Raw genomic sequence first — 18,221 nt, 5'->3', positions numbered from 1 at the left:
TTGGCCCTATGCTGGCAAAAAGCCTTCATGGCGCAGCAGCCAGGCTTTGCGATGCACGCCGCCGGCGTAACCTGTTAGCGCCCCCTGGGCGCCGATCACCCGGTGGCAAGGCACGACGATACTGATCGGGTTGGCGCCGTTGGCCATGCCCACCGCGCGTGAAGCGGTGGGGCGGCCGATGCGCCGTGCCAATTCGCCATAGCTGATCACCTCCCCACATGGGATCAGGCGCAATTGCCGCCAGACGCTGCGCTGGAATTCCGTGCCGGCGGTGCAGACTGCAACATCATTGATGGCCGCCAGATCGCCGGTGAAGTAACGCGCCAGTGTCTCAGTCAGGCCCCCCGGGTTGCTTTTTTGCTGCAATTGGAACGGAGCCGTGCGGTAATGCGTGTGCATCAACGCCATCAGCCGTGCTTCATGGTCGCCCCAGTCCAGGCCACGCAGGCGGCCCTGCGCATCGGCAATCAATAGCAACTCGCCCAGCGGGCTCGCCATTCGATCAAAATAGAAGTTTTGCATCCTGGTCACTCCGTTATGGTGATGAACCGATTATCACACGCATTGGCATCCGGTGATGGCGGCTTCCGGACATGAATTTTTGCGGCGCGCAATGCCCGTGCGTGCGTGTCGTCTGGCGCCGCTACTGGCACAGATCATCATCATGGCGAAATTTTGTAATATTTTGCTATACCTGAATGGAGGGATTTCATTTTTCTGTCATTAATATGACATGTTAAGGTCATGGCGCTAGCCTAAGTTTGCAAGCGACTAGGCCAGGAGATAACACCGATGTTTAACTTGGATACCTTGCTGCACGATGCCTTTCCAGACCGCAAGACTCCCCCTTGGCAGCGCCGCCTGCTAAAAGCGCTCCTCTTCGAAAAAGAATTCAAACAATTTGCTGCGGACTACCCGTATTTGCGCGGGTTAGATCTGATCGAGCAGGTGATGGACCATTTTAATATCCGCTGCGAGCTGGCCGAAGGTGACCTGGAGAATATCCCCGCCGAGGGGCCAGTGGTGTTGGTGGCGAATCATCCCATCGGTTCGCTTGACGGGCTGGCGCTACTGCGCGCGGTGGCGGCCGTCCGGCCGGATGTCAAAGTGGTGGCCAACCAGATGCTGAATCATATTGAGCCGCTACGCAGCCTGTTCGTGCCGGTGGACAATATCGGCTACAAGACCAATCGCAAGCAGATCGAAGCGATGCAGGCGCAGTTGAACGCCCAGGGCGCGCTGATCCTGTTCCCCGCGGGGGAGGTTTCGCGCATGAGCATGAAGGGCATTCGCGATGGGCATTGGCACACCGGTTTTCTGCGGCTGGCGGCCAAAGCCCGCGCGCCGATCGTGCCGGTGCATATCGCGGCGCGCAACAGCGGCCTGTTCTATTGCGTTTCCATGCTCTACCGGCCGCTTTCCACCCTGTTGCTGGTGCGAGAGATGTTTCAGCAGCAGGGAGGGGAAATCAAGTTCCGTATCGGCGGGCGTATTGCCTTTACCAACTGGTATGACGGCCACACCAGCGCCAAGGCGCTGGCCGAACGTTTTCGCCGCCATGTTTACCGCCTGGGGCAAGGCAAACCTGGGCTGTTCGTGAGCGAAGCGCCCATCGCCTTGCAGGAAGACCGTATCGAGTTGAAAAAAGCGCTGGCCGCGTGTGAGCTATTGGGCACCACACCGGACGGTAAAATCATTTATCTGTACCGCCGCCGTGATGAGGCGCGCACGCCGATTCTGCGTGAGCTTGGCCGCCTGCGTGAAATCGCCTTCCGCGCCGTGGGGGAAGGTTCAGGCCGCCGGCGCGATCTGGACAATTTTGATGACGACTATTACCACCTGGTGCTGTGGGATGAAGACGAACTGGAGATCGTCGGCGCCTACCGCTTTATCCCCACCGCCGAGCAACTCAGGCTCAAAGGCCTGGCGGGTATTTACAGCAATAGCCTGTTCCATTACGGGGAAGACATGAATCCGATTCTGGAACAGGGGATTGAGCTTGGCCGCAGTTTTATTCAACCGGCCTATTGGGGCAAACGGGGGCTGGACTATCTGTGGCTGGGGATCGGCGCTTATCTGGCGAAGTACCCGCAATATCGCTATCTCTTCGGGCCGGTGTCGATGTCCGGCAGCATGCCGCTGGCGGCGCGCGATCTGCTGATCGCGTTTTACCGGCTCTATTTTGCGCCGGATCATTCACTGGCGCAGTCTCGCCAGCCTTATCCCGCTTCGTTGCCGCAGGTGTTGGCGCAGTTTGCCGGCGATAACTATCAGGAAGATCTGGTGCGGCTGAAAAGCTTGCTGAACAATATAGGCTGTTCGATCCCGACGCTGTATAAGCAGTATACCGAGCTGTGCGAGCCGGGCGGGGTGCAGTTTATCGATTTCGGTACCGATCCGGCGTTTAATAACTGCATTGACGGGTTGGTTCTGGTGGATGTCTCGCGCCTGAAACCGGCGCGTTATCAGCGTTATATTGCGGTGCATCAGCAATAGGCGCAATGCCGCGCCATGGTGTGGATGGGCACAAGCTATACCGCTTTGATCTAAACAATGGCGTAGGCCTGGGGCGGGGGAAACGCTAAGATAACGGTTTTCTGCCGGAGTTATGATATATGTCCACACCGTTCGTCCCGCCGCTGTTGTCGCCGGCGGATCTTGCCCCTGCCGTGATTGAAACGCCGCAGGGCGCGTCGCCTTTTCTTTTGTTGTGCGATCACGCCGGGCAGGCCATCCCGACCTGTCTGGGCGATCTTGGCCTGCCGCCGGGTGAAATTGACCGGCATATCGGCTGGGATATCGGGGCGCTGGCCGTTTCACGCCGCCTCAGTCAAGCGCTGGATGCCACGCTGATCCACCAGCATTATTCCCGCCTGGTGATCGATTGTAACCGCACGCCTGGTATTGCCAGCTCAATTCCCACGCTTTCCGAATTGACGCCGATCCCCGGCAACGTGGGCATTAGTACTGAACAGGCACTGGCGCGTGAGCAAGAGATCTTCCAGCCGTATCACCGCATGATCGACGAGGTGTTAACCACTCGGCAACTGCGGCAACGGCCCACGGTGATCATTGCCATGCATAGCTTTACGCCGGTGTTTAAGGGCGTATCACGCCCATGGCAAGTGGGGCTGCTGTTCAACGGGCAGCCTGAATTTGCGTTATTGCTGGCCGAGTTGCTGCGTGAAGAAGGGGATTTACAGGTCGGGCTGAATGAGCCTTATGCGATGACGGACGCCACGGATTATACGCTGCCGGTGCATGCCGGCGGCCGTCAGTTGCCATATGTGGGGGTTGAGATCCGCCAGGATCTGTTGGCCGACAGTGCCGGTCAGCAGGCCTGGGCGGCACGTTTTGTGCGTTTGTTAACCCATGCGTGGCAACGCTGGCAAAATTGATTTCCAAATTATTCCCAGTGATTATACTGTCAAGATATTGTAAGTCTGATAATGAATTCTCTGGGAGAAATAAATGGAGCATATCGATAACGGATTGTTTATCAAGGAGGATCGTTTTGAGGTGCTCGCAATTTTACGTGAAATCCATAAACAACGCATATCAATGCGTATAACAAATGAGCAACGAAGATTTCACGCCAGGCTCCTGAGCATCGGGGCCGATAATATTGTATTTTGCTGTGATCAGGATCAGAGGAACCGCCCCCCCGGGGAGCCGTTGAAGTTTGAGATCGAAAGCCACGATGCCAAGATCGAATTTTTCGTCCAACAGGTGGAGCCGGTTCAGTTCTTGCAGCAATCTGCCTATATAGCCCAATTGCCGAAAGCACTGTTTTACATTCAACGCCGGCGCCAGTTTCGTATCATCACCCCATCCTGGCGCGGTTTTTTATGCCATGCTGAGCATGGCGGCCGGCGCTACGAGTTCCCCATCCACAATCTGTCCGCCGGCGGCGTTGGCTTGCGTATTGATGGGGGGCTCCCCGCCTGTATCGTGAACGGGCTGCAGTTAAAAAAGGTGAAGCTGGATCTGGAAGAGTACGGCAGTTTTACCGTCAACATGGAGTTGGTTGGCGTCAGTGAAGATTACGAGCTTGACGACGACAACCGTGAGCATTGTTTTTGGCGCCTGTCCTGGCGTTTCGTCAATCAGAGCCTGGCGATGGAGCGCAAACTGCAAAGCGCGGTGTTTGCGCTGGAACTGGATTTTAACAAAAGGAAACGGCGCTGAGCAGCGCCTCAGCCGAGGGCGCGCAGGCTGCCGATTTCCTCCCAGCCGTACCGTTCGGCTTCGGTTAATACCTCGCAGACTTCACCGCTGGCCGCCAGTATGGCTTCCCGCAGGCCGCTACCATTCAGGAGATAGCTAATCAACAACGCGGTGAACAGATCGCCGGTGCCTTTGACCGCCGATTGGCGTTTAGGATGGCGAAAACTCTGTACATCGCGATGGCTGACAAGCAGCAGGCCGACTTCATCGGCGTTTTTCGCGATGCCCGGCGCGCTGGTCACCAGCACCCATTCCGTTGCGCCCCCCAGCAGTTCCTGCGCGGCCTGCAGAGTTTGTTCCTTGCTGTTGAGCTTGTGGCCGCAGAGTTGCTCAAGTTCAAAGCCGTTCGGCGTCAGGCCGTTGGCGAGCTGCAAAAAAGGGGAGCGGTAGCAGTTTACGATACGTTCATCCACGTAGATCCCTTCACCGTAATCGCCCATTACCGGATCGATATAGATCTGAATCGCCGGATTAACGCTGCGCACGCGCGGCAGCCAATTGGCCAGGATATGGCACTGCGAAACATTCCCCAGATAACCGACAACGATGGCACGCGCCCGTTGGACAACCCCACGGGTAAGTAAATCTTCCAGGAAACCGCTGAACCAATCGTCGGGGATCACACCGCCGCTCGGGGCGCCGTAGTAAGGGGGGCAACCGAACAACACGCTGGGCACCTGCAAGGCTTCCAGGCCTTTTTTGAGCAGGGCGCGATAGGCAATACCGTTACCAACGCTGCCATAAACCACCTGCGACTGGATGGTGATAACGTCAATCAGCGGCGGGCGCAGCGTGGGGTTCTGTTGCATGGTGTTTCCTCAGTTATGGCGGTCAGCCCTCGCGGCCTGGGCGGAAAATATGATAAATGTTAGGCCGATCATCTTTTTATCTTGCCGGCTTTATTTGAACGGCGAGAGGCTGCTATGCTTATTTGCACTAGTACAAAGATGGATATGTATGAATTCATTTTATGCAAAAGGCGGCAGCGCTGTCCAGATAGCCGAACACATCAGCGCACAGATTAAAGCCGGCGAATTGAAGCCGGGCGAGGTGCTGGCTCCGGTGCGGAAAATGGCGCAGGTGCTGGGTGTTAACCCCAATACGGTGGCCAGCGCATACGGCAAGCTGCGTGATGCCGGGCTGGTGGCTACCCGCGGCCGTGCCGGGACGGTGGTGCTACAACCGTTGGCGCCGGTGGCGCGCAGCCCGCTGCCGGTTCCACCGGGCATGCGGGATCTCGCCAGCGGCAAATTGGATGCGGCGCTGCTGCCACGGCTGGCGTTCACCGCCGCGGATATTTTCCCACAGCATAGCGGCTATGACGTTAGCGAGGATTTGCCGGCGCTGTGCACGTTGGGGTGTAACTGGCTGGCTGGGCAGGGCGTGGCGGCCGATGGCCTGGCGGTGTTTTCCGGCGCACTGGACGCCATTGAAAAGGCGTTGCGCTGCCATGCGGTGCCCGGTTCTGCCATCTGGGTGGAAGATCCCTGCTGGCCACCGCTGCTCACGCTGCTGCGCCATCTGCGCTTGAAGGCGTTGCCGCTACCGCTGGATGAACAAGGATGTTGCCTGCCGGAGAGCCATACCGAACGGGGCTGCGCGGTGATTTTTACCCCGCGCGCGCAAAACCCGACCGGGTTGGCATTGAGCGCCGAACGGGCGCAGCGCTGGCGTGCCTTCCTGCGCCAAAACCCGGATTGCCTGGCGATCGCCGACGATTTCTGGGGCCCGCTGTCTAGCCAGCCGCTGCACCTGCCGTTTGACGGGACTCACGGCCTGTATGTGCTGTCGGTCAGTAAATTCCTGGGGCCGGATTTGCGCATCGCGCTGGCCTGCGGCAAGCCCGCAGTGTTGCAGGCGATGCGCGCTGATCAATCTATCCGCGAGCGCTGGGTCAGCCATATTTTGCAACAGGCGACGGCAACCCTCTGGGCCGGGGCGGGCGAGGTGCTGGCGCAGGCGCGGCAAGTCTATCACCGGCGGCGGCGGTTACTGGTAGAAAAACTGCAGCAGTTGGCTGGTTTCCCTTTGCCGCCGGGGGAAGGGCTGTATCTTTGGCTACCGGTGCGCTCGGAAACGGCCGCCTGCCAACTGATGGCGCAGCGTGGCTGGCTGGTGCAAAGCGGCGAACCGTTCCGGCTGAAAAGCGGCCCGGCGCTGCGCATTAGCCTGGCGAATGTGCCCGAGGAACAGTTGGCCACGCTGGCGCAAGACCTTAGCGCCGCCATGCAGGCCAATGTGCAGGTGAATTAAGGCCGTGGCGTGCGCAGGATATATCCGCAAATACTAGCTTACAGTCGTGTTAAATTCAGTGCGCTATAGCTAGATATAGCTAAATAGCGCCACGCGCTTTTGTGCGCTACTGCCTGATACGTGGCATATAGACGATGACAAACTCCTGAAGGGGAACGCCATGCCAGAAACGAAAACCCTTGGCACAGAACAACTCAGTGCGCCGCCTACCGCAACCCAGCTATTTACCGGCTTTCTGATGCTGGGGTTGATCGGTTTTGGCGGCGTGTTGCCGTTGGCGCGTAATATGTTGGTGGAAGAACGCCGTTGGTTAAGTGGCGAGCAATTCACTGAGCTGCTGGGCCTGTGCCAGTTTTTGCCCGGCGGCAATATCATCAACCTTTCCGTTGCCGTGGGGATGGAGTTTCGCGGGCTACGCGGGGCGCTGTGCGCCCTGCTAGGGTTGATCTGCGCGCCGACCGCCATCGTGATCGGGCTGGGGGTGGTGTACGCCCGCTATCAGAATGATCCTCATGTACAGCATGTGTTTGCCGGCCTGGCCGCCGCCGCCGCGGGGTTACTGTTGTCTACCGCCTTAAAAATGCTGCTGCCGCTGCGCGGCAAATGGTTGTCGTTAACCCTTGTTGCCACATGCCTGGTCGCCATCGCTTGGCTGCGTTTGCCCTTGTTGCCAACCATGCTGGTGTTGGCGCCGGTCAGTATTTTGCTGACATGGAAGATCCGCCAATGATGGGGGTATTGCTCTCGCTGGCGCTGATCTTCACCGAGCTTTCGCTGATGGCCTTTGGCGGCGGCGTGTCGATTCTGCCGGAGATGCAGCGCCAGGTCGTCGAAGTGCATCACTGGATGAGCGCCCAGGAATTCAGCGCGCTGTTCGCCATGGCGCAGGCGGCCCCGGGGCCGAATATGATGGTGGTGCCATTGATTGGTTGGCATGTCGCCGGTTGGGCCGGGCTGTTGGTGTCATCCGTGGCCAAGTTCGGCCCTTCGTCGCTGGTGACGCTGCTGGTGATGAACGCCTGGAAGCGTTTCAAGGATAAACCGTGGCGGCGCATTGTGCAGACCGGGCTGGTGCCGGTGACCGTCGGCCTGGTGGCGGCCAGCGGGCTTTTGATTGCTGAAGCCTCGGCCACCAATTGGCGGCTGGCGGTGTTGATCCTGTTGGCCACGGTCTTCGGCATGAGCAAACGCATTCATCCGTTGTGGGTGCTGGCTGGGGGCGCGCTGCTCGGTTTGTTGACGGCATGAAAAACAGGGCCCGCATGGGCCCCAGTGCATTATACCCAGCCTTTGCCGCGGAATTGGTGCATGGTTTTCGCCACGAACGCCATCTCTTCCGGGGTGCCGAGCGAGACGCGGCACCAGTTATCGGCCGGCGGAAACGCTCTGCCAACCAGGATGCCGGCGCTTTTCATCTGCTGCTGGTAATCCTTCAGCGGCACGTTGAGCTGATGAAAAACAAAGTTTCCCTCTGAAGGCAGGTAAGGGATCGCCAGCTGATCCAGCGCCTGCAGTAGGATTTGCCGCGCGGTGTCGTTGCTCTTTTTGCTGTAAGCAATAAAGGCGTGATCGTCCAGTGAAGCCAGTGCGGCATCCACCCCGCAGAAGTTGATTTTCTCACCGGCGACATGGTTGCCTAGCCGCGCGATGAGCGCCGGTTGGGCAACGGCATAGCCAACACGCATCCCCGCCATGGCAAAGATTTTCGAAAACGTTTTCAGCAGAATGACATTATCGGCGCCGTTATGAATTAACGGGCCGACGGAGCGGAAGCGACGATCGTTAACAAATTCGGCGTAGGCTTCGTCGACGATAAACAGCGTGTTGGCCGGTTTGCTGGCGATCCACGGCTCGATCAGATCCGCCGGCGTAATGGTTGATGTGGGGTTGTTGGGGTTCACCAAATACACCAGCGACGGGCCGGCGTAGCTTGCCACGGCATTTTTCAGGCCTTCGATATTGAACTGCCAGCCGTCGAGCATCGGCACTTTGGTGATTTTCATGCCAGCGATTTTGGCGAAGTGTTCACCATCACCATAGGTCAGTTCGGGGATCACCAACTGGGTATCCAGCGTGGCATAGGCCTCCACCGCGGCGCGAATGCCTTCGGAAGAGCCAGCGGTGAGCAGAATAGCGGTTTCCGGCACCTGATACTGGCTGGCCAACTTGCTGCGAAGGGCGATAATCTCGTCTTTGGCATAACGATTGGCTTTACTCACCGCCTCGCGCGCAGCGGCCTGCGCCTTGGGCGACATACCCAGCGGGTTCTCGTTGAAGTTTATGCGGATTGGGTGCTCTGCCGTCGGGGTTTGGAAATTGCTGACGCCGCTGGGGGCGGCGGCCAGCGCATTGCGCTGTAATCCCGCCAGTGCGACACCCCCCATCAGTGCGCCTGAAAGCTTTAATAATTGTCTGCGTTTGGCGTTCAATACGTTGTTTTCTGACATATCTACTTTCTCCTTGTAAAGAATCAAACTTCACTCAAGACAAAGCAGGATGTATGCCAATAGTTAATGTATTGATTTATATGATTAACTAAATAATGGTGCATTATAATGCATCATGATGATGCACTATAATGCACCGTGGTGATAACCCGTTCTTTTTATTGCGATACAGGGTACCTCTAAATCGTTATTGAGAATGATAATTAATTTCAATAACATCTACACTCCTTGTTATTTCTCTTTGTATCATTTTATGAAAATCAATCCTGTCATTTTGTCATCGACATTATTTTTCCCTTTGGGTTACACGCACGCAGAAAATAAATCCACGGTTAGTGAGGATACTATTCTAGTTTCAGCCGCGCGCAATGATGAACCTATCATCACGGCGCAAGACATAGATAAATACAGAGGCAGTTCTAATTCGAATATTTTTTCATCAATGACGTCCGTGCAGGCAAATAATATGCGCAATGAGGCAGGTGCTATTGATATTGGTATCCGGGGCTTACAGGGGGAAGGGCGGGTTCCGGTATTTATTGATGGCAGCCTGCAATCTACGCATACTTCACGTGGTTATCAGGGGACCAGTGACAGAACCTATATCGACGCTGATTTAATTAGCCGCGTGGCGGTGCAAAAAGGGGCGGCGGTTAATGCTTCGCCATTCGCATCCGGCGCTATTGGCGGGGTGGTTAATATCAAAACCCTTACGGTGGATGATATTGTTAACCCCGGCGAACAAAGTGGTTTTTTGATCAAACTGCGCAGTTACAACAATAATCGCAAGCCCGATATTCCCGATGACTACGAACAACAAAATTATTATCAACTGACGCCAAAGCCGAAGTCTCGCCAGTTCAACAATGGCTCGGCGACGGCGGCTTTTGGTTTTCGTGATGAGTTTTTTGATGCGGTAATTGCATACAGCGAACGGGCCTCGGGGAATTACTATGCTGGGAAGCACGGTTTTGCTCGCTATCACGAACCGGTGGTTACCCCGAATCATGAGGTGGTCAACACCAGTTTCCAGAGCCAGTCTTTCCTGGCGAAAATGGGGCTGCATACCAATAATGGCCAGGATTTTGAATTCGCTTACCGTAACCACCGGCAACAAGCCGGTGAGGTTTTGGCGGCCTATTGGTACCAAAACAACAACGACATAGATTTCAACCCACTGCCAGAGGGTGTTGAATCCATGCCGCAATGGGCGCTGGGCAGCGCTATCGTCAACAGCTACAGCGCCAGCTATGCCTATAAACCCTATGACAATGATTTAGTCAATTTGAACGTCGGCTTGTGGTTAACCGATGCCAACCTGCGGCAATACAACGGGTTGTGGGGCATCGGCGTCAATGCGCAACAATATTTGCACGCCTACAGCAACGATCGCAAAGGGGTGAGCGTTTATAATGAAAGTGCCTTGCAACGGCTGCCGTTGATTTTGCGCTATGGGGTGGCGTTGCAGGATGAACGGCTTAAACCTGAACAAGATGGCGTCATTCGGTTTAGCGATATTGCGGTAACTTCGCGTAACGGTAAAAGAAGCGAGAAAAGTGCGTTTATTAACGGGGAGCTTGATCTCTCCCCGCTGACTGTGTATATCGGTTTTAACCTGCACGCTGCGAAAATAACCGATTTCCAGAGTAATGAATCGCTAAACTACCGCCCAAAACTGGATGTGCTGTCTGAACTGGATTATCACCTGACGCCGACAACGGCACTGTTTTTTAAAGCGTCAAGAACCTATCGCATGCCGAGCCTTTATGAAAGCACGGTGTCAAATGAGGTGTTCAGCTACAACCCGTATAACCGGCTATCGCCAGAGATTTCATTGCAGCGTGAAATTGGGCTGAAAACTAAGCAGCAAGATCTTTTGTTGCCAGAGGACAAACTGGATCTTTCCCTGTCCTATTTCCGCAACAAGGTTAATGGCTTTATTTCCGGCGGTGTGTTGGATAAAACGCCGGACATGTCTGAATGGCGGGAGAATTATACCTTCATCAACTACGATAAGATGGATCTTTCCGGGGTTGAGTTATCGGCCAATTATGATGCAGGGCTGTTTTATACTCATGTTTCCGCGACTCTGTATACCGATACCCAGGTTTGCTCCCATTATCAGGCGCAGCGGGCCAACACCGATAACTGTAATAGCCTGGGATTTGCCTGGGGATTAACCCCCAGCCGCATTCCGGCCAAAAAGAATCTGGTGGTCAACGTGGGGAAAAAATTCATGGCGGGGGATCTGGATACCGGGGTGCGTTATAAATATCACTCCGCCAAAACAAACCCGTCGGATTGGCTGGTCGGCACTGGAGCGTCGCCGATTATTGATATCCCCTCGGGTTATCAACTTGATTTATACGGGCAATACCGGGTTAATAAAAACGCAACGCTGTTCGCCGCGGTGAATAATCTCACTAACCGTTATGATATTCAGCCGGGATCGGTGATCAGCATGCCTGAACCGGGGCGCACCGTCACTCTGGGGATTGATGTCCGGTTTTAAGCGTCGGTATGGGTTCGGCGGAGCACTTGGCTCCGCCGTTTTCTTTTGGCGCCGCCGGTTCAGGCCAACTTGCGCCGCCACAGCCGGGTGAAATGTTCGGGCTTACTGAACATCACCAGATTGCCCAACAGGATCAGGCACAGACCGAGCACGGCATTCAAGTGCCATTGATAGCCTTCATACAGGGTGGATATAGTCAGTGCCACCAGCGGGAACAGCAGGGTGCTGTAAGCGGCGGCACCGGCGCCAATGCGGCCTAACAGGATAAAATAGGCGGCGAAGGCGATCACCGAGCCAAAGATGGCCAGATACAGCAGCGATCCGATATAGCTTATATTCAAGGCGATCTGGAACGAAGCGCCTTGCGCCAGCGCGATGAACGCCATCAGGATGGCGCCGTAGCTCATGGCATAGGCATTGGTTGTTAACACGTCCAGCCCGTGGCGTTGGTGGCGGGCGCTGATCATGTTGCCCAGTGAGAATCCATAAGTCCCCAGCATACTCAGGCCAATGCCCTTCAACAGCTCTGGCGCCAGCTGCGTGGCGTGCAGATCTTGCCAGAACAGGGCGATAATCCCAGTCAGCCCCAAGATCACCGCCGGCAACAGATTGGGCGTCGGGCGTTGGCGGAAGAAAATCATGCCGTTCAGCGCGTTGAATAGTACCGCCATAGAAAAAATCACCGATTCTAAACCGCTGCTGATGTAGGCCGCGGCATGATAGAAGCAGTAAAAGTTGAAGCCAAACACACAACAACCCTGGATCATGCAGAACAGATGGTCACGCGGGCCGATCCGCCGCAGGCGGCGCAGCAGCAGCAACACCGCCAGCAGGGTGATCGCCGAGATCAGAAAGCGGTAGCTGATGGAAACCGGGATCGCCACCGTTCCCTGTTGTTGTAATGTTATCGCAATCCAGGTGGTGCCCCAAATCAGCACCACGGCAAGGTACAACAGCGCGTTCATTATTGACTCCGCAAAACGAAAAAAACAGAGCGCCAGTATCACCGCCTTGCCCGTATGCCGCTTGTAGGTGGCTGCGTACAGTTGCATATTCTTGCGCTTTTTTCATTACGGTGAACCACAACGGCTGGTATCCGGGCGGGCGGCTCTTTACACTGAAGCGGTAGGGCAAGAAAAGGGGGAGCCATGTCCAGCTATCAAGCATTCGAAACACTGAGTGAACACCGGGCCACGTTGCACAACAATGTGTTGCTGGCATCCGGCGTGGAGCTGGCCGCCTGGTCCAACAGCCATGACCGCATTACGCAGGAAAGCGCCGATCACCACACCCTGAGCTTGTACGTTGCCGACGGCTACGAGTGCTATCAAAAAACCGCCAACGGCTGGAAAAACGGCGGTGGGCCGGATCGCTTCTGTATTATGCCGCGCCAGTATGAATCCACCTGGGACGTGCGCAGCGATCTTTCTTTTGTCCACCTGTACTGCACCGATCGCCACCTGCGCCAATTGGTGGAGCAAACCTGGGATCGTAGCCCGGCCGCCATCCAGTTGGAACCGCGCTCGTTTGCCGAAGATCAGCAAATTACCTTGCTCTATCGTCAGTTCCTGCTCAACGTCGACTGGCAGGATCGCGCCAACCAGCTGGCGCTCAGTAGTGCCTCGTCGATGCTGATGTCGCACCTGATACAGCATTATACCCATCTGCAATGGCGCTTGCCGTCGGTGCGCGGCGGCCTGGCGCCGGTGGTATTAAAACGGGTGTGTGATTATATCGCCGGCCATTTGGATCAACCGCTGCTGCTGGCGGATCTGGCCGCACAGGCCGGGCTGAGCGAATTCCATTTCGCCCGGATGTTCAAACACAATACCGGGTTGGCACCGCACCAGTATGTGATGCGCGCGCGCTTGCAGCAGGCCAAACATCTGCTGTGCCATAGCCGATTGCCGTTGACGGAGATCGCGCTGGCCTGCGGTTTCAGTTCGGCCAGCCACTTCAGCAACCGTTTTAAGGCCGCCTATGGCCTGGCGCCGATGCGTATGCGCCAGGCGCAGTAATCCTCCGCAAAATAGCAGGGGCCGTAGAAACGGCCCCTGGCGCAAGATGTTATAACGCTGAGTGGTTGGCTACTTGTTATCCTGTTCTACCGCATCGTACAACTGCTCCAGAATATCCGGGAATGCCGACTGCACGCGGTTCCAACTGGGGACAAAGGGTTTATCCCCTGGGCTTTCGCTGAAGGCTTGCCCGGCATGGGAAATCACGTTGGAAAACAGCTCCACCGCCGATTCCTCGCTGTGGCGATCGAACTTCAGGCCGTTCATTTTGGCATCGTGCTCAAACGCATCAATCATATCCAGCGCCGTGCGGTAATAGGTGGCGCGCAGCACGCGGAATGAATCGCTGGTAATGTTTACCCCCAGAATGGCCAGCTTGCGGTATAGCGCCTTGGTGATATCGACGGCCATGCGCTGCAGCCCGGCCTGAGGATCGTTTTCCGACATCGGCTGGTGTTTATGATCGTAGTTATCGGCTATATCCACCTGGCAGATGCGGCTGGTTGCGGTATTGCGGTGGATTTCCGACAGCACGCCAATCTCAAGCCCCCAGTCGCTGGGAATGCGCAAGTTATTGAGGATGTGGGTGCGCATGGCGAACTCACCGGAAAGCGGGTAGCGATAACTGCGCAGGTAATCCAGGAAATCGGAATTACCGTACACTTTTTGCAGTGATTTCAGCAGCGGGAACACCAGCAGGCGGCCCACGCGGCCATTCAGTTTGCCATCCGCCACGCGGGCGTAATAGCCCTTACAGAAGTCATAGTGGAAGTTGGGGTTCGCCACCGGGTACAGCAGGCGCGCCAACATGCGGCGATCGTACGTGACAATGTCACAATCGTGCAATGCTACGCAACTGCTGCGGTGTGATGCCAGCGTATAGCCCACACAGAACCACACGTTGCGGCCCTTGCCGGGTTCATCCGGCGCCAGCTTTTCCGCCTGCAGCCGATCGGCGATCGCTTTCAGGCGCGGGCCGTCGTTCCACAGAATGCGGTGGCGTTGCGGCAGGCGCGAGAAAAATTCTTTGGCGTGCTCAAACTGCTGCTGGTCGGCGCGATCCAACCCGATGATGATCTCTTCCAGATAGGGCACCTGCGCCAGAATTTCCACGATGCGATCCAGTGCCGGGCCTTCTAGCTCGGAATACAACGAAGGCAGTATCAGCCCCATGGTATTGCGGCCAGAAAAGACCTGCAGTTCATACTCCAGCTCGGCCAAATCACGGTTGGCCAGGTTATGGAAATTGGTGATGATGCCGTCTTGATAAAACTCGCTCATGGCTGCTTCTCCAGAAAATGGTCTAATCCTTCGCTCCAGCCCTGTGGCCCCGCCTGGCGTGTGCGGTACAGTTGGCCGGCAAAGTCGCTCGGAAAATCAATCGCAGTATCTTGCTGCCCCCGGATCGCGACGGCATAGTCCGCGGTGCTTAGCAGGGGGATATCATTCGGGCCGTCGCCCAGGCAAAGCGTAGTGACCGGCTGTTGCCGCCGGCGTTGGTAGTATTCGGTTAGCCAGCGGGCGGCATGCCCCTTGCTGACGTTTTCCCCCATGACGTGATAAAAACGGCCGCCCTGGGTCAAGGTTAGCCGGTGCTGCGCCAGTTGGCTGCGAAATGCGCTTAACTGTTCATCATTTCCCAGCCAGCGGAGCGGCTCTGAGCCGGCGCGTCGGCGCGCGCGTTGGGCGTCCGCCAGCGGCAGGCCGGTCCAGGCAGCCACCGTGGCATCATCCACATCGGCGAAGCCTTGAAATGAGAATTGCCTGCGGGCGCGCAGCTCTGCCAAGGTGGCGCGCAGGGTGGCGTAATCGGCGCCGAACACTTTATCGGCTTCCTGCCAATCGGTGGGGAATACAATTTGCGCGCCGTTCTCTGCAATAAATGGCAAATGCGTCAGATTAAGCTGCTGTTGCAGTAGGCTGACTTCCGCCGCCGTTTTACTGGTCGCGATAATCAAGGGGACCTGATGCCGAGCCAGGCGATCCAGCCACGGTTGCGCCGCATCCCAGCGATAGCTGTGATGATCCAGTAGCGAACCGTCAAGATCGCTAAACAGCAACAGATTGGGACTCAATTTCAGCATTTCCTCTCCATTCTCTCGTGAGTCATTCGCCGGTAAACAAAGGGGATGTCTCGATTGTGGGCGGGCCAGGAAGCCGTGTGACGAGCAATGCGGTAAGGTGGGCGATTAGCGGTGGATAGGGCCTCCTGTAGCCAAAAAAGCGTGATTTAACTCACACTTAACCCTAGCGATAAATTGTTGATTGTGCAAGTTTGCGCCGATTGCCGAAAACGCAGGCCGCGGCGCTGGGTTTAAAATCAGGGGGAGACAGACAAGGGAAGCGGGCAGGCCAGGCAGGCAAAGGGGCGTTGCCTGCCGAAGGTATTTTACGGCGTCGGCCACTGGGTAGGGGTTTGGCTCATGACATCGATAAACGCGTCTTTCACCACAGACCAGAAATACGTCATGCCTTCCTGGCTGTATTCCACACCCATCAGCCCCATCACGAACCAAATGCTGGTGAAGATCCCTAGGCTGCTGAACATGAATGCCATGCCGTGGTGGCTGGTTTTACGGCAAAGCACGTTTAACTGGCTGGCGAAAAACATCATCACTGCGCTCAGCAATTCCCAGCGCATCATGATAAAACCGGTAGCTATGGCACTCATCGAACCTTGGATCCTATGTTGCTTGCAGCGCGCACCCGCCCAGCGTGCAGCGCTGAAGGAAACGGTGTGCATTGCGATAAAATAAAAAGGGTAGTAGACACCAAAATGTGATGTAGGTCACATTATAGCATTGAGATGATGGCGTGCTCAATACATGAGCACCTGCGGCCGGCAAAGATATTTATCGTTAAATCGCCTAACCGTTTGTCGCAGCCGGCAACACCAATCGCGTTTACTTTTACTTTTTTACAAACTGCAATCTTATAACCAAACCCGGCGGGGTAGACTGGCATTCTGAGATAAACCGAATAAAAACGTAGGGTTAAACGTGTTGCCGCCATCCCGCAAAAAGGTCAGTAATTATTCTTCCGCTCGCTTTGCCTGGCTTTGCGCCGGCATCCTGGTTTGCTTTTTTCTGCTGATGTTTCGGGTTGGCTATTTGCAACTGCTGGAAAATCAACAATTGGCCAGTCAGGCAGACCAGCGCTCGGTGCGTACCCAGGTGGTGCCCACCAACCGCGGCATGATTACCGATCGCAATAATGAAGCGCTGGCGGTCAGCGTCTCGTCCAAAGACATCGTGCTCGATCCCAAGCACATCCTGGATAGCGGTGTGGATTTGAACAATGAGCGTTGGCAAAGCCTGGCCAACGTGCTGAAGCTGCCGCTGCCGGTAATTCAGCAACTGATCCACAATAATGCGCGCAAGCGTTTCGTCTATCTGGCGCGCAAGGTGGAGGACGATAACGCCAACTACATCAACAAACTGCACCTGGTCGGGGTGAGCAGTGAACAGGATTTCAGCCGCTTTTACCCTATGGGGCAAGACGCCGCCGGGCTTATCGGCATCGTCGGGCAGGATAACCAGGGGCTGGAGGGGATTGAGTTGGGCTTTAATCACCTGTTGCAGGGCAAGAACGGCCTGCGGGTGTACCAAAAAGACGGCAACGGCGCGATCATCAACGTGCTGAAAAATGTGGATCCGGTGCCGCCGCCTAATGTGACGCTGAGCATTGATAAGTTTATCCAGTATGTGCTGTTTGCCCAAATCCGCGACGGCGTGATCGCCAACCAGGCGGATTCCGGCTGTGCGGTGTTGGTTAAGGTCAGCACCGGCGAAATTCTGGGCATGGCTAGCTACCCGTCCTTCAATCCCAACAACTATGCCAATACGCCGGCAAAGGATATCCGCAACGTTTGCAGCAGCGACAGTTTCGAACCTGGTTCAACGGTGAAGCCAGTGGTGGTGATGGTTGGGCTGGATCGTAATCTGATCAGGCCCGACACGGTGCTGGATACCACGCCATATCGGGTTAACGGCCATCTGATCAAAGACGTGGGGCACTGGACCAAGCTGACGGTGACCGGCGTGCTGCAAAAATCCAGCGATATTGCGGTATCTCATATTGCCCTGGCGATGCCGGCAACGGTGCTGCCGGATGTCTACCAGCATTTTGGCCTGGGCCGCCCGACCGAGCTTGGCATCGGCAACGAGAGCAGCGGCTACCTGCCGTCGCACCGCAGCCGCTGGGCGGATATTGAACGCGCGACGTTTTCATTCGGTTATGGCCTGCGCGTCACTCCGCTGCAAATGGTGCGCGAATATGCGGCCATCGGCGCGTTTGGCGTCTATCGTCCACTGTCGATCACCAAGGTCACGCCGCCGGTGATGGGGCAACGCATCATGTCGGAAAGCGTGGTCAGATCGGTGGTGCATATGATGGAAAGCGACGCCCTGCCGGGCGGCAGTGGGGTGAGCGCCGCTGTGCCTGGCTACCGGCTGGCGATCAAGACCGGTACCGCCGAAAAAATGGGCGCCAACGGCAAATACGACGGCGGCTACATCAACTATACCGCTGGCGTGGCACCCGCCAGCGATCCGCAGGTTGCACTGGTGGTGATGGTCAACAACCCGAAAGCGGGCAAGCACTTTGGGGGATCGGTTGCCGGGCCGGTATTTGGCAAAATCATGGGGCAGGTGCTGGAGCACATGAACGTGTTGCCGGATGCGCAACCGTTGAATGTGATCAATACCGCCAGCCGCTATGCCGGCAGCATGGCGACGCCGCAGTAAAAATAACACCGGGCCGACA

At 56.2% G+C, this 18,221-nt stretch carries 16 protein-coding genes; 9 read left to right on the top strand and 7 right to left on the bottom strand.

Going from position 1 to position 18,221, the window contains the following annotated elements; translation table 11 throughout:
* Positions 1 to 6 precede the first annotated feature (6 nt).
* A complete protein-coding gene (gene ogt, locus AC559G_RS18050) occupies positions 7 to 522 on the bottom strand; it encodes a methylated-DNA--[protein]-cysteine S-methyltransferase (RefSeq protein ID WP_498913632.1) in 516 nt (171 codons plus the stop codon).
* Between the two features lie 270 nt (positions 523 to 792).
* On the opposite strand from ogt, the gene olsF reads away from it, so the two are divergent.
* The 3 genes from olsF (at position 793) to AC559G_RS18035 (ending at position 4,188) form a co-directional block, all read left to right on the top strand.
* Positions 793 to 2,496 carry a bifunctional lysophospholipid acyltransferase family protein/GNAT family N-acetyltransferase gene (gene olsF, locus AC559G_RS18045; protein WP_498913630.1) on the top strand — a complete coding sequence of 568 codons (1,704 nt, stop codon included), beginning with the start codon at positions 793 to 795 and terminating at the stop codon, positions 2,494 to 2,496.
* A 119-nt stretch (positions 2,497 to 2,615) separates the two neighbouring features.
* The gene (locus AC559G_RS18040) at positions 2,616 to 3,398 is read left to right on the top strand and encodes an N-formylglutamate amidohydrolase (RefSeq protein WP_498913628.1); all 783 of its coding nucleotides are present in this window, start codon (positions 2,616 to 2,618) and stop codon (positions 3,396 to 3,398) included.
* 73 nt (positions 3,399 to 3,471) lie between these two features.
* On the top strand, positions 3,472 to 4,188 hold the full coding sequence (locus tag AC559G_RS18035; protein WP_498913626.1) for a flagellar brake protein: 717 nt from the start codon (positions 3,472 to 3,474) through the stop codon (positions 4,186 to 4,188).
* Positions 4,189 to 4,196: 8 nt separating this feature from the next.
* On the opposite strand, the gene AC559G_RS18030 is transcribed toward AC559G_RS18035, so the two are convergent.
* Positions 4,197 to 5,036, bottom strand: a complete 840-nt coding sequence (locus AC559G_RS18030) for a carbohydrate kinase family protein (RefSeq protein ID WP_498913624.1) — start codon at positions 5,034 to 5,036, stop codon at positions 4,197 to 4,199.
* A 148-nt stretch (positions 5,037 to 5,184) separates the two neighbouring features.
* Between AC559G_RS18030 and AC559G_RS18025 the strand changes: the two genes are divergently transcribed.
* The 3 genes from AC559G_RS18025 to AC559G_RS18015 all read left to right on the top strand — a co-directional run bounded on the left by AC559G_RS18025 (position 5,185) and on the right by AC559G_RS18015 (position 7,728).
* Entirely contained in the window at positions 5,185 to 6,480 is a 1,296-nt protein-coding gene (locus tag AC559G_RS18025; protein WP_498913622.1) for a transcriptional regulator domain-containing protein, read from the top strand.
* 160 nt (positions 6,481 to 6,640) lie between these two features.
* Positions 6,641 to 7,210: a chromate transporter gene (locus AC559G_RS18020; RefSeq protein ID WP_498913620.1), complete on the top strand. Its 570-nt coding sequence runs from the start codon at positions 6,641 to 6,643 to the stop codon at positions 7,208 to 7,210.
* On the top strand, positions 7,207 to 7,728 hold the full coding sequence (locus AC559G_RS18015) for a chromate transporter (RefSeq protein ID WP_498913618.1): 522 nt from the start codon (positions 7,207 to 7,209) through the stop codon (positions 7,726 to 7,728). The genes AC559G_RS18020 and AC559G_RS18015 overlap by 4 nt, the downstream gene beginning before the upstream one ends.
* A gap of 29 nt (positions 7,729 to 7,757) precedes the next feature.
* Here AC559G_RS18015 and AC559G_RS18010 read toward each other — a convergent pair whose 3' ends face one another.
* Positions 7,758 to 8,927 carry a pyridoxal phosphate-dependent aminotransferase gene (locus AC559G_RS18010; protein ID WP_498913616.1) on the bottom strand — a complete coding sequence of 390 codons (1,170 nt, stop codon included), beginning with the start codon at positions 8,925 to 8,927 and terminating at the stop codon, positions 7,758 to 7,760.
* 196 nt (positions 8,928 to 9,123) lie between these two features.
* Between AC559G_RS18010 and AC559G_RS18005 the strand changes: the two genes are divergently transcribed.
* Positions 9,124 to 11,439, top strand: a complete 2,316-nt coding sequence (locus AC559G_RS18005; protein WP_498913614.1) for a TonB-dependent receptor domain-containing protein — start codon at positions 9,124 to 9,126, stop codon at positions 11,437 to 11,439.
* Between the two features lie 59 nt (positions 11,440 to 11,498).
* On the opposite strand, the gene AC559G_RS18000 is transcribed toward AC559G_RS18005, so the two are convergent.
* On the bottom strand, positions 11,499 to 12,404 hold the full coding sequence (locus AC559G_RS18000; protein ID WP_498913612.1) for a DMT family transporter: 906 nt from the start codon (positions 12,402 to 12,404) through the stop codon (positions 11,499 to 11,501).
* Between the two features lie 183 nt (positions 12,405 to 12,587).
* On the opposite strand from AC559G_RS18000, the gene AC559G_RS17995 reads away from it, so the two are divergent.
* Positions 12,588 to 13,457 (top strand): helix-turn-helix domain-containing protein, encoded by an 870-nt coding sequence (locus tag AC559G_RS17995; protein ID WP_498913611.1) that lies wholly within the window; start codon positions 12,588 to 12,590, stop codon positions 13,455 to 13,457.
* A 69-nt stretch (positions 13,458 to 13,526) separates the two neighbouring features.
* Here the strand turns inward: AC559G_RS17995 and AC559G_RS17990 are convergent, their stop codons facing one another.
* From AC559G_RS17990 to AC559G_RS17980, 3 genes are all read right to left on the bottom strand, one after another.
* Entirely contained in the window at positions 13,527 to 14,738 is a 1,212-nt protein-coding gene (locus tag AC559G_RS17990) for a glycosyltransferase family protein (protein ID WP_095848735.1), read from the bottom strand.
* The gene (locus AC559G_RS17985) at positions 14,735 to 15,541 is read right to left on the bottom strand and encodes a mannosyl-3-phosphoglycerate phosphatase-related protein (protein WP_498913608.1); all 807 of its coding nucleotides are present in this window, start codon (positions 15,539 to 15,541) and stop codon (positions 14,735 to 14,737) included. The genes AC559G_RS17990 and AC559G_RS17985 overlap by 4 nt, the downstream gene beginning before the upstream one ends.
* A 305-nt stretch (positions 15,542 to 15,846) precedes the next feature.
* Positions 15,847 to 16,128 carry a YjcB family protein gene (locus tag AC559G_RS17980; protein ID WP_498913606.1) on the bottom strand — a complete coding sequence of 94 codons (282 nt, stop codon included), beginning with the start codon at positions 16,126 to 16,128 and terminating at the stop codon, positions 15,847 to 15,849.
* Between the two features lie 331 nt (positions 16,129 to 16,459).
* Here AC559G_RS17980 and AC559G_RS17975 point away from each other — a divergent pair, with 331 nt between their 5' ends.
* Positions 16,460 to 18,202, top strand: a complete 1,743-nt coding sequence (locus AC559G_RS17975) for a penicillin-binding transpeptidase domain-containing protein (RefSeq protein WP_498913672.1) — start codon at positions 16,460 to 16,462, stop codon at positions 18,200 to 18,202.
* The last annotated feature ends 19 nt before the right edge of the window (positions 18,203 to 18,221 follow it).

Origin of the sequence: Gibbsiella greigii (assembly GCF_039540155.1) — a bacterium.
Classification (GTDB): domain Bacteria; phylum Pseudomonadota; class Gammaproteobacteria; order Enterobacterales; family Enterobacteriaceae; genus Gibbsiella; species Gibbsiella quercinecans.
Note: the sequence above shows the minus strand (reverse complement) of the source record. Positions and strands in the feature narration are given on the sequence as shown.

Coding starts and splice junctions, on each gene's coding strand:
- AC559G_RS17985 (WP_498913608.1), bottom strand. CDS start 15,541: ATGCTGAAATTGAGTCCCAATCTGTTGCTGTTTAGCGATCTTGACGGT.
- AC559G_RS18025 (WP_498913622.1), top strand. CDS start 5,185: ATGAATTCATTTTATGCAAAAGGCGGCAGCGCTGTCCAGATAGCCGAA.
- AC559G_RS18005 (WP_498913614.1), top strand. CDS start 9,124: ATGATAATTAATTTCAATAACATCTACACTCCTTGTTATTTCTCTTTG.
- AC559G_RS18030 (WP_498913624.1), bottom strand. CDS start 5,036: ATGCAACAGAACCCCACGCTGCGCCCGCCGCTGATTGACGTTATCACC.
- AC559G_RS17990 (WP_095848735.1), bottom strand. CDS start 14,738: ATGAGCGAGTTTTATCAAGACGGCATCATCACCAATTTCCATAACCTG.
- AC559G_RS18035 (WP_498913626.1), top strand. CDS start 3,472: ATGGAGCATATCGATAACGGATTGTTTATCAAGGAGGATCGTTTTGAG.
- AC559G_RS18015 (WP_498913618.1), top strand. CDS start 7,207: ATGATGGGGGTATTGCTCTCGCTGGCGCTGATCTTCACCGAGCTTTCG.
- olsF (WP_498913630.1), top strand. CDS start 793: ATGTTTAACTTGGATACCTTGCTGCACGATGCCTTTCCAGACCGCAAG.
- AC559G_RS17995 (WP_498913611.1), top strand. CDS start 12,588: ATGTCCAGCTATCAAGCATTCGAAACACTGAGTGAACACCGGGCCACG.
- AC559G_RS17980 (WP_498913606.1), bottom strand. CDS start 16,128: ATGAGTGCCATAGCTACCGGTTTTATCATGATGCGCTGGGAATTGCTG.
- AC559G_RS18040 (WP_498913628.1), top strand. CDS start 2,616: ATGTCCACACCGTTCGTCCCGCCGCTGTTGTCGCCGGCGGATCTTGCC.
- AC559G_RS18000 (WP_498913612.1), bottom strand. CDS start 12,404: ATGAACGCGCTGTTGTACCTTGCCGTGGTGCTGATTTGGGGCACCACC.
- AC559G_RS18010 (WP_498913616.1), bottom strand. CDS start 8,927: ATGTCAGAAAACAACGTATTGAACGCCAAACGCAGACAATTATTAAAG.
- ogt (WP_498913632.1), bottom strand. CDS start 522: ATGCAAAACTTCTATTTTGATCGAATGGCGAGCCCGCTGGGCGAGTTG.
- AC559G_RS18020 (WP_498913620.1), top strand. CDS start 6,641: ATGCCAGAAACGAAAACCCTTGGCACAGAACAACTCAGTGCGCCGCCT.